The sequence below is a fragment of the Pedobacter miscanthi genome (assembly GCF_032678605.1).
Classification (GTDB): Bacteria; Bacteroidota; Bacteroidia; order Sphingobacteriales; family Sphingobacteriaceae; genus Pedobacter; species Pedobacter miscanthi_A.
In genome coordinates this window covers 1-10,108 of sequence record NZ_JAVTSU010000042.1, presented here as the reverse complement: position 1 = coordinate 10,108, position 10,108 = coordinate 1, and the positions used below count along the sequence as shown (strand labels likewise).

Below are 10,108 nucleotides of genomic sequence, written 5' to 3'. Positions count from 1 at the left end.
CGAAACATCGTTCATGGTTTCGATACTACCGCCCAAACCGCTGGTAAATTTAAGTTCATCGCTTACACCATAGGCAAATTGCTGTTCGAAACGGTGCAGGTTCTGCACAAAAATATCTTTGGTAATGCTGCTGTTCGTTTGCTGCCAGTCTACACTTTGATCAGACCTGAAATTGGTAATATAATAACGGCTCATGCTACGCAGTCCTGAACGGAAATTGTGATCAAAAGTGGCCGAAAGGTTTAAATCCTGCTCGTCCTGGCTGTCGCCTGAAATAATACCTAAACCAAAATCTTTAGCCATAAACGATTTCCTCAACCCATACCTGCCGCTAAAACCAATGGTACTTGTTGGTGTTAAACGGTACCTCAGCCTGCCCTGCAACGCATAATTATCGTAAGGTGGTGCTGTTGTACCCTGCTGAATGTATTTTGGATTGGTATTAAAACCATCCGTGCGGTAATAATTGGCAGAAATATTGGCCGATCCCCTTTGCGAAGCGAATGGTGTTTCGCCCTCGAGGGTAATATCGGCAATGTTCAAACTCCCGTAATTGGCCGCAATAAGTGCCTGTGGCTGTAAAGCGCCATAGCGGGTAACGATGTTAATCGCCCCGCCAAGCGCCTCGCTTCCGAAGAGACAGGAAGATGCGCCCTTAATAATTTCTATCCGTTCGATATTGGAAACGCTGATCCTGGATAAATCAAAATTTCCGCTGTTGCGACCAACCATGGGCTGCCCGTCAATTAAAATCATCACATATTCGCTGCTAAAACCCTGCATCTGCACGCCTACTGACCGGGCACCGCCGCCAATGTTATTTACAATCGCAATCCCGGTTTGCTCTTTCAATACCTCATCGAGCCTTCTGCTGCCCATCAATTCGATGGTGCGCCTGCTGATTACGGTAACAGGCATGGCGCTGCGTTCTAATTTCATCAGGTTATCCGGAGCAGAACAGTTTTCGGATATAGCTACCTCATTAAGTTCGCGTTCATCGGCCAATAATTTAATGATCAGGTTATTGGCAACTGTACCAATTTTAATATTATTCTGGTAACTGGCCTTACCAACCATGGTTACCGTAATGCTGTAATTACCGGTAAATATCTTATTGAAAACAAAGTTCCCTTTAGCATCGGTTTCAGTTGTATGTCCGTCAGGTTCCAGGCGAACAGTTGCCCCACGTAAAGCTTTAACCTGTTCATCGCTAACCGTGCCCTTTAAACTTCCATAATCCTGCGCGGCAATCTTTAAATGGAAAAACGCAAGCAAGAATATGATGGAGAATAGTTTAAACATGTTTTATTTTATTTTTGCAGGATCAGGTTTTAGCCTTTTCCTAATTATTTTCTTAATCTTAATCTGTTTTCAAGCATGAAGCTTTCTACAACGGTTGGCTGTGAAAGACCGGTTCTATTGACTGTAATTTTATCTGTTGTGGCCAGTTTGCTTACGGCCAGTTTTTTTATTCCGTTAATGAGTTCCAAAGCTGCACTTAAGCAACTTTCATTCGGATCACCCAATACAGGGTTTTCTAAACTTTTTATAGCAATATCAGGCTGCATGCCCGTAAAATAATCAGACCAGCCATTGGCATTTTTAATGAGGAAACTGCTCAGGAAAACACTGTACTGATCGATGTTGATGCCGAAAAAGCCGACAGGTTTGCCATAGGTTTTCTCCCCGATGAGTTTCACATCAAAATAAGGTTTCAAGCTACTGATCAGCATTTCGCTGGCCGAAGCGGTATTGCCCGAAACAATGAAATAAACAGATTGAATGGTCTGTAAACTTCCTTTTTTATTGAATTTATAGGTATTGCCCGCTATGGTATAATCTACATCGGCCATGGTGGCATTACGACCATTGTAAACAGCCGTTTTTCCATTGGCATCTAAATAAGGCTGATGCTTTAGTATTGGAGCAGTACCATTCTGCATGGCCTGGTTAAATACCTCGCTGTACATCACTTTACCATTCAAACTGGCTGGTATAATTAAATCCGCCACATATTCTGCAGTTTCGAGATAACCACCGCCGTTGCCCCGCAGGTCGATTACAATATCTTTTGGATTGGCAGCTGCGAGTTCGACAAAAGCTTGATCTAAGGCCGCTTTACTGCTGCTTAATGAAGGGAATGAACCCAATGCCAGATAAGCGACAGTCTTTTTTCCACTAGGAATTATTTTACTGGTAAGCACGGCTGTACTCGGGATTCCTATTCCGGCAGTACTTCCGGGAATGCTCCTCCCCACCTGAAGGTTCGAATATTTTGGATTTTCGAAATAAACAGGCAATTCGTAAGGACTACCCGTTGCTGCATTTATCTTAAGCTGCGAAATATCGAATAGCTCATTCCGAAAAGTAGTAATATCAGAACCGATCCCTACATATTTTTGCCTTGGATTAAACGCGGCATAGCTTGGCAGCGCATCATTCCATAGGTATACCTGTTTCGCATACAAAAAGATAGAATCGAGCGTAAACTGACTGCGCGTACCTGTTGTAGGCGAAACAATCTCCTCCGCATCATCAACAGAAACCTGTGTCTTTTTACAGGCAGAGGTTCCTATTAGAATGAGCGTAAGAAGCGTGATATATGTCTTTGTGTTGTATTGCACTTTACAGCCTAATTAACAATTGTTATCGCATCATCGAAAGTACCGCTAACCGGGCCAGCGGCATAATATTCTCCGGCAGGATAGTTATAGCTATATAGATCATAGTTACCAGTAGGTAAATTATCGGGCACTTTTAATGTTAACTGACCTGTTTTGGTTTCTTTGATAATCAAGTCGTAAATTTGTTTATTGGCTGCATTACGGATAGAAAATTTATTGACCAGTTCAATCCTGTTTGCACCGTTAAGTACAAACTCTTCTCCAAGTTTTAACGTGAGTTTTATGGCACTCAATTCTACAGGAGTAATGCTCGGACGGCCATTAGCCACACCGAATGAACGTTCTAAAACTACGCTTCTCTGCCCCGATATGATCTTCAATTGATAAATACCATCTGGTACATTATTATCAACTGTTACGCTGAGTGCAATTGGTGTTATTGTTGCAATCGCAACTTCTTTCTCAGTATTATTAGCCGTATTTACCAAAAAAGCTTTGGTTTGTTCCTTATTGGCAATAATATTATCGCCGGTAACATTAATATTGCTACCTCTGTTTACAAAGTTTTTAGTGTTATAAACCAAAACCCCCGATGAAATATTTATTTTGAGTAATGGCTGATTGATTACCTTTTTAATCAGGTATTCTTTGGTTGTACCATTTTGGGCGGTTACCACAAACCTGGTTGTTTCTTTAAAAGCAACACTTTGACCTGAAGCTGGACTAACATTTGCCCTTTCTGATACCACAATGGTGGGTATAATATTATCTGGCACAGCCTGCCCTGATGGCCAGTATATGGTAAGGTTCTTTTCGTCGATTACGGCCTTTAACGGATTTCCGTCTGCATCTTTTACCGTAAAGCTTACAATGTCGGCATAAGGGAAATCTTCATATTCTTTCTTGCAGGAGCTGAATATGCTAAAAAAGCAAAAAAGCAAAAGATAGTACGGACTGGTGGAGAAGCGTTTATATATTGTATTCATAATCAATAATTGTTAGATTTGCATTTTTAGAGCCCGCAAATAAGGCCTTAGCCTAGGCTAATATTTTTAAAACGATTCGGGATTATTCCCTTATTTGGGTTTATTTATGATTTTTAGGGACGATAAGTCGTGTTTTCGTCCCTTTTTAATCTTTTTAATTAAGGATTTCCCTTGATTGAGCAACTCCTTATTTTAATCTCTTAGTGTGGAAGTTAACAGTCGTGTTGTAAGTACCAGATGTAGTTACACTATCAAGCTGAACTAGATAAAGTCTGGTTGAACCAGCAATTGTTGAACCGTTACCTACAACAGCATATCTTTGAGCCACAGGAGTAATCGTACGGTTAACCCTATCGTAATTATACCAGCCAACTACAGTTGTAGTATTGCTGCCCAAAGTGCTTACATCCAGTGTAACTGAAGAAACATCAGTTAAAGTGATACCGGTAACATTGGTTACAGAAGGAGAATCATAGTAACCAAGATAAAAACCCGTTACTGGGGTAATGTTCCCGTTAAAATTGCTGTCGAAATTAACCTGGTTGCCAGAGCTTGCAACAACATTGTTCAATAAGTCGTAACCAACCGCAGTCCACGAAGTTGGTGAAGTTGATGAATTGGTTACCACACCTGCTTCAGTATCACCTACAGCAAGAGCAGCAGTAGTATTTTGTAAGGCAAGTTTGTTTTCTGGTTGAACAGCATCTTTTTTACAAGCGGTTCCTAATATGGCTAAAGTTGCAACAGCGAACGTAAGTTTTAAAAATTTCATTTTCATTTTTTTTAGATTTATGATTTTATTATATAAATGGGAATAATCTCCCGAATCGTTTTTCATGATTAAATAGTAAATGGGTATTATTTTGCCGTTACGGTAACCGCCCAGTTTAAGGTTGATAAAGGCCATGTCCCAAAAGAGGCTGTTGGTGTATATGCCCCTGGCGGAACGCTATCTGGAACACGTATTACCGCCTCGGTGCGGGTATAGGAAACAATCGGCAAAAGCGTTTTTTGCCCGTTTACCATGATATAGAACTCTCTAAAATCGTTAAATACCGTTGTACTGCTTACAACTTTAAAGGTTTCGCCCTGTTTAACCGTAACCGGACCGTAGTTAATCCCTGGCCTGCCATAAACTACATTTACCGGATATTTCATCTCCGCGGTTAAAGCCTGCACCTTAACCCTGATTTTATATGTTCCAGGCTCTAATGTCTGTGGGGCCATTAACCTTCCATAAGTATAAATTTTACTGCTGCCTATCATAGAAACAGTTATACCTGGAGCACCAAAAGATGGAGAAGCCAGAAATTCGTATTCTTTATTGTTTGCATCTACCAGATAAGCTTTGATCTTTTTGATATCGGAAACATTAAAATTACCCTGAAGGGCAATATCTGCACCACCGATAGACATGTTAGAAGTGGTAGTGCCTGTTGATAGTTCAGTTATTACCAATGGTGCCACCTGATTTAGTTTAATGATGAGTGTATAAGTTGAAGTGCTTTGATTAGCAGCAATCACGGTATAAGTTTTTTTGGTATCCAAAACTTCTACCGGGGCAAGGGTTTCACTCAGCTTAGCTCCTGTCGAAAGTTTGATTACCGGCTCTATTACATCCAGTTCGTAATAATATGGCAAATAGAGTGTAATCGTTTTATCGGTTTCATCAATGGCACCAAAAATATTTCCGTCGGATACAACGACCTTAAATTCGGTGATTTTATTTGCTGGAAGCGGATCCAGTCCAACTGTTTTTTTGCAGGCGGTAAGCGTAGCAACTGTTAATATCAGACAAAGCAGTTGCGTTAATTTATTCTTCATTTTAATATGGATATTGATTTATGCGTAGGTTTATTTAATCTCGAATTTTGTACTTCCTTTTGGCACAATTACGAATTCGAAGGTGAAATACATGTGCGGAGTGGTTCTGAACCACTTGTCGGCAGTAAAGGCATCTTTATAACAACTGACCATTTTGATCTTCGCATAATCGCCCTTAGCCGTGCGGATGATTATAGTTCGTTTCTCTGGCATAGCATAGGCTACGTGTTGTTTATCGTAACTGCCATCCCCTCTTTTGGTGCCTCCAAAATCGTACAGGTACCAGCCGATGCCTTCACCAAAATCGCCTTCATTGTCTGTCCCAATAAATTTGCTGATGCTTAATGTACCATCTGCAGGCACATCGATTACCTGATCGAATGGCTTTTCCAAAATGGTAATACCACCTAAGCCTGTACTTCCAGACCCTAAACTTGTTGACGACTGACCATTATTGGGGCTTAAAAAACTGTTGTAAAGTCCATTGAAACCGATATCCCAACGGTTGGTTTTGGTGTATAATAAAGGAACAATTGCCTTGGTTTCTAAACTGAATAAAACAGCGGTTGGCGGTACAGTGGGGTTGGCATCATCAGTTTCTACAGCCAAATTTTCGATCCGCTGTAACTTATAATATGGTGTACCACCTTCTGTTTTGGTAGGTATTTCCTTTTCAGGTTCCGGCGAAATCACTTCGTCTTTTTTGCAGCTTGCAAAAAGCAAACCTAGTAATAAACAGGCTGAGACCCATTTTAGTAGGTTTTTGTTTATGGTATTTGATTTATTCATCTTCTTTATTTGGTCTGTAAGTTTTTGCTTCCATCTTGTTGCACATAATATTTAAAAGTGTAATAAGGCGCAGGCCAGTTTAAATCGGTAACACTGGGCGGATTGCCTTTATAGGCATTGATCAACTGCAATTTGGCATATTTACCATCTGGCAACCTGATGGCATAGGTACGGTTGGGTATGGCCTGCATAATATGTGTATTGAGGCTATAAAAGAACCAACCGTTTGAGGCTGCAGATGATGCCCAACCAACTTTAGTTACCTCGCTGGCATTAAAAGCCTGATCGGATGGTGCCTGGTTAACCGTATCATAACCTTGTTCAAGCATTACTACTGCACTTTTTGCCGTTCCACCGAACCCTGGGTTGTACTGATAATCTTTATCGTTAACATAAACCTCACTGTTGTAAGGTCCGGTGAAGGCCAGGTCCCAGTCTTTTGTTTTCAGCCATTGTGCAGAATCGTTTGCATTGCGGATCCAGATCTGTTTCTGATCCCTAAAGCGGAAAAGAAAAGTATAAAACGGACGTACTTCTTTACCAGGGGTTCCACTGCCCATTGCAGCCTGTGTATCGCCGGCCAGATCCGTAATCACCACACTTTTGCCATCCTGTAAAACCTCATTCGGATCAGGTTCATCTTTCTTGCACGCCCCAAAAGCGACCGTTAAAAGCAACAGACCAGCAGTGATCGTTTTTTTATTGAACCGGCAAGCATATTTTATGTACTTCATTGCGGATATTATTTTTAATCATTCTAAATAAGAACACTGCAAACATCCATATTAAGCGTCATAAATGATTTGTGCAATCCGTATTTTAATTTGTGCAATCCGTATTTTCTTTTGTTCAAAGCGTATTTTTTTACCCTCTATTTTGCAAAAACAGGCAGGTTAAACCTCGTCAAAAAACAAAACAACAAATTGATTACCAGACATATAAACAATAACCATGATAGTAGTTTCTTCAAAAAAAATACATATAGGCTAAATTCCTGATGAGGCTTAAATACTTGTATTTAGATTAATTAAACACTTTTTTTGTCCCAATAACAAAGCCTACATGAGCATAAAAAAGTATTACATCATATTAGTCACTCTTTCTTTTTCCCTTACCATGCAGCAAGCGGCCGCACAGGCGAAGCGCATTATTACCCTAAGCAGTGCCATTAGCGAAACGGTAAATGCCCTGGGTTATGGTAAGAGCATTTTAGCCACCGATGTCACCAGTGTATCGCCCGAAGAAATTAACAGGTTGCCAAAAGTGAGTCGTAACAGGTCGTTCTCTGTAGAAAGTATTACCGCTTTCCGCCCTGATCTGATTCTGGTACCCGAAGGCGATCTCTCTAAAGAAAACCTATACCAGTTTAAATCACTTGGCATCCGGGTGGTAAGCATCCGTCAGGAATTTTCAGTTGAGGGAGCTACTAAATTTATCAGGCAGATTGCTGCAGCCATTGGCGATAAAACCCGCGGCGAACAGCTTGCACAAAAAACAGAAAACAGCGTTAATACCACTTTAAGTCTGTTAAAAAAAGGAAATAAGCCTCCGAAAGTATTATTTATTTATGCCCGTGGCGTAGGCACCATGAACGTGGCCGGAAAAGGCAGCAGTATTGATGCGATTATTAAACTGGCAGGCGGCAAAAACGCCATACAGGAATTCAGCGATTTTAAACCCTACACTACCGAAGCACTGATTAAAAGTAATCCGGATATCATCCTGATGTTCGATTTTGGACTAAGCAGTTTGGGCGGCAGAGAAGCCTTTTTAGACCTTCCGGGCGTAGCTTATACTAATGCCGGAAAAAACAAAAGAATAGTAGAAATGAACGGCCCCTTGCTCATTAACTTCAGCAACCGTTTACCCGAAGCCATTAAAGCACTAAATAACCGTATTTTATAATGAAAAGAATGGTTATTTATACCTGCCTGAGTGCAGGATTACTGGTTTCTGTTTGTTTCTCCCTTGCCCTGGGTGCCATGCATATCCCTTTAAAAGAAGTAATCGATACCCTGACCCATAACATGGGTTTTACTGTTTTTGGTGGTACAGACCATGGCATAAATGAAGGTATAATCATGATGATCAGGCTACCGCGTACCTTAATGGGCATGCTGGTTGGTGCTGCGCTAGGGATATCAGGGGCTGCCATACAAGGCATATTCAGGAATCCTTTGGCCGAACCCAGTTTAGTTGGCATATCGGCCGGAGCATCTTTAATGGCCGTGTTGATTATTGCTTTCGAAACTTTATTATTTTCGAGCCTAAGCCAGGTATTGGGTTATTATTTGTTGGCTTTTGGTGCTTTTGCGGGTGCAGGCCTAACCGCTATGCTGGTATATAACCTTTCGAAAGTAAACGGACAGGCCAATGTTTCTACCATGTTGCTGGCTGGTATTGCCATTAATGCCATGGCAGGCGCTTTAACCGGATTGGTAACCTATCTGGCAGATGAGCAGAAACTCCGCAGCATTACCTTCTGGATGATGGGCAGTTTGGGTGGTGCTACCTGGCAAAATGTAAGCTGTTTGTTTCCTTTTGTACTAATCCCGGTAATCGGACTCCCTTTTCTATCCAGGGGACTGAATTTATTTGCCATCGGCGAAAGTCAGGTAGAACTGATTGGCCTAAATCCTAACCGCATCAAAATATGGGTGGTGGTACTGGCCACTATGGCCGTTGGTGCATCCGTAGCTGTTTCGGGCATTATCGGTTTTATCGGATTGCTTATCCCGCATCTCACCCGTTTGCTGGGCGGTGTAGATCACCGTTTTGTGCTTCCGGTTTCGGCATTAATGGGTGCTTTGGTGCTTACCCTGGCCGATATGGTTTCGAGATTAATTGTTCAGCCTATCGAATTGCCTATCGGCGTGGTTACTGCTTTAATGGGTACACCCATATTTTTATATATCCTCATTAAAGACAAAAAGAAATTAGTGAATTAAGTTATGCTTAGAGTAGAATCCATCAGCTATAAATTAAATAACAGGCCGCTGTTAAAAGATATCTCATTCAGTATCAGGCCGGGCGAAATGGTTGCGCTATTAGGCTCGAACGGTGCGGGCAAATCAACCCTGATGCGTTTACTCTCGGGCGAGCGAAAACCAGATACGGGGCGCATTATGCTGTATGGGGAAGATCTTGCAGCTTATAACCGGAAAATTCTGGCCGCCAAAAGGGCTTACCTGCAACAGCATAATCCTATTTCGATGGCTTTTACGGTACAAGAAGTGGTAATGATGGGCAGGTATGGTTTTAAAAGTCGCTCATCAGCAAAAAACGATCAAATGGCGCTGCGCGAAACGATGGAACTCTGCGGTTTAACCGACCTTGCCGACCGATCGATGTTAAGCCTTTCGGGTGGCGAACAACAGCGGGTGCACCTAGCGAGGGTTTTGGCGCAGTTGTGGGATAACAAAGATGCTGTATTGCTTTTAGACGAACCCACCAACAATATGGACCTTCAGTTTCAGCACCAAACGCTGGCCATAGCTGCTGCAATGGCAAAAAAAGGTTATATGATTATTGTGGTGCTGCACGAGGTTAACCTTGCCGCACAATACGCCAGCCGGATCATCATTTTAAAAGATGGCCGGAAATGGTGGGATGGCACGCCTGTACAGGTACTTACACCACAGCATATATACACCGCATTTGGCATCCATGCACAGGCCTATACCGACCAAAGCAGCCTGAAAACGGTTATTGTACCAAAAGAAATTAAACTGGATGCGGCAAAATTCAATTCCAATCTACAGGTGCTGCATCAACCCGTTTATAAGTTAAAAACCACCGAAACTGATGAATTAATCAACCTTCAATCTGTAAAGATTTAAATCTCCGCTACCTATGAAAAACATTCAAAAACTATTCAATACCGCC

At 41.7% G+C, this 10,108-nt stretch carries 10 protein-coding genes; 3 read left to right on the top strand and 7 right to left on the bottom strand.

The window, feature by feature from the left end; all coding sequences use genetic code 11:
• The 7 genes from R2R28_RS28745 to R2R28_RS28715 form a co-directional block, all read right to left on the bottom strand.
• Positions 1-1,302: TonB-dependent receptor plug domain-containing protein (locus R2R28_RS28745; protein ID WP_316829107.1), on the bottom strand; the 1,302-nt coding region annotated here is incomplete at its 3' end.
• Between the two features lie 44 nt (positions 1,303-1,346).
• Positions 1,347-2,624: a S41 family peptidase gene (locus tag R2R28_RS28740; RefSeq protein ID WP_316829106.1), complete on the bottom strand. Its 1,278-nt coding sequence runs from the start codon at positions 2,622-2,624 to the stop codon at positions 1,347-1,349.
• An 8-nt stretch (positions 2,625-2,632) separates the two neighbouring features.
• Complete coding sequence (locus tag R2R28_RS28735) at positions 2,633-3,610, bottom strand: hypothetical protein (protein ID WP_316829105.1); 978 nt, start codon at positions 3,608-3,610, stop codon at positions 2,633-2,635.
• Positions 3,611-3,797: 187 nt separating this feature from the next.
• Positions 3,798-4,382: a hypothetical protein gene (locus R2R28_RS28730; protein WP_316829104.1), complete on the bottom strand. Its 585-nt coding sequence runs from the start codon at positions 4,380-4,382 to the stop codon at positions 3,798-3,800.
• 86 nt (positions 4,383-4,468) lie between these two features.
• Positions 4,469-5,434 (bottom strand): hypothetical protein, encoded by a 966-nt coding sequence (locus R2R28_RS28725; protein ID WP_316829103.1) that lies wholly within the window; start codon positions 5,432-5,434, stop codon positions 4,469-4,471.
• 30 nt (positions 5,435-5,464) lie between these two features.
• The gene (locus tag R2R28_RS28720) at positions 5,465-6,223 is read right to left on the bottom strand and encodes an HmuY family protein (RefSeq protein WP_316829102.1); all 759 of its coding nucleotides are present in this window, start codon (positions 6,221-6,223) and stop codon (positions 5,465-5,467) included.
• A gap of 5 nt (positions 6,224-6,228) precedes the next feature.
• Positions 6,229-6,957: an HmuY family protein gene (locus R2R28_RS28715; protein ID WP_316829101.1), complete on the bottom strand. Its 729-nt coding sequence runs from the start codon at positions 6,955-6,957 to the stop codon at positions 6,229-6,231.
• Between the two features lie 328 nt (positions 6,958-7,285).
• Between R2R28_RS28715 and R2R28_RS28710 the strand changes: the two genes are divergently transcribed.
• Genes R2R28_RS28710 through R2R28_RS28700 form a run of 3 tightly spaced genes read left to right on the top strand, consistent with a single transcriptional unit; the run spans position 7,286 to position 10,062 of the window.
• Positions 7,286-8,128, top strand: coding sequence for a hemin ABC transporter substrate-binding protein (locus R2R28_RS28710; RefSeq protein ID WP_316829100.1), 843 nt, complete (start codon positions 7,286-7,288; stop codon positions 8,126-8,128).
• The gene (locus tag R2R28_RS28705) at positions 8,128-9,171 is read left to right on the top strand and encodes an iron ABC transporter permease (protein WP_316829099.1); all 1,044 of its coding nucleotides are present in this window, start codon (positions 8,128-8,130) and stop codon (positions 9,169-9,171) included. The genes R2R28_RS28710 and R2R28_RS28705 overlap by 1 nt, the downstream gene beginning before the upstream one ends.
• Before the next feature lie 3 nt (positions 9,172-9,174).
• The gene (locus R2R28_RS28700) at positions 9,175-10,062 is read left to right on the top strand and encodes a heme ABC transporter ATP-binding protein (protein ID WP_316829098.1); all 888 of its coding nucleotides are present in this window, start codon (positions 9,175-9,177) and stop codon (positions 10,060-10,062) included.
• Positions 10,063-10,108: the final 46 nt, after the last annotated feature.

What these genes read in the sequence shown, in the direction of transcription:
- R2R28_RS28700 (WP_316829098.1), top strand. Translation starts at nt 9,175, where the DNA reads ATGCTTAGAGTAGAATCCATCAGCTATAAATTAAATAACAGGCCGCTG.
- R2R28_RS28710 (WP_316829100.1), top strand. Translation starts at nt 7,286, where the DNA reads ATGAGCATAAAAAAGTATTACATCATATTAGTCACTCTTTCTTTTTCC.
- R2R28_RS28720 (WP_316829102.1), bottom strand. Translation starts at nt 6,223, where the DNA reads ATGAATAAATCAAATACCATAAACAAAAACCTACTAAAATGGGTCTCA.
- R2R28_RS28735 (WP_316829105.1), bottom strand. Translation starts at nt 3,610, where the DNA reads ATGAATACAATATATAAACGCTTCTCCACCAGTCCGTACTATCTTTTG.
- R2R28_RS28715 (WP_316829101.1), bottom strand. Translation starts at nt 6,957, where the DNA reads ATGAAGTACATAAAATATGCTTGCCGGTTCAATAAAAAAACGATCACT.
- R2R28_RS28730 (WP_316829104.1), bottom strand. Translation starts at nt 4,382, where the DNA reads ATGAAATTTTTAAAACTTACGTTCGCTGTTGCAACTTTAGCCATATTA.
- R2R28_RS28725 (WP_316829103.1), bottom strand. Translation starts at nt 5,434, where the DNA reads ATGAAGAATAAATTAACGCAACTGCTTTGTCTGATATTAACAGTTGCT.
- R2R28_RS28705 (WP_316829099.1), top strand. Translation starts at nt 8,128, where the DNA reads ATGAAAAGAATGGTTATTTATACCTGCCTGAGTGCAGGATTACTGGTT.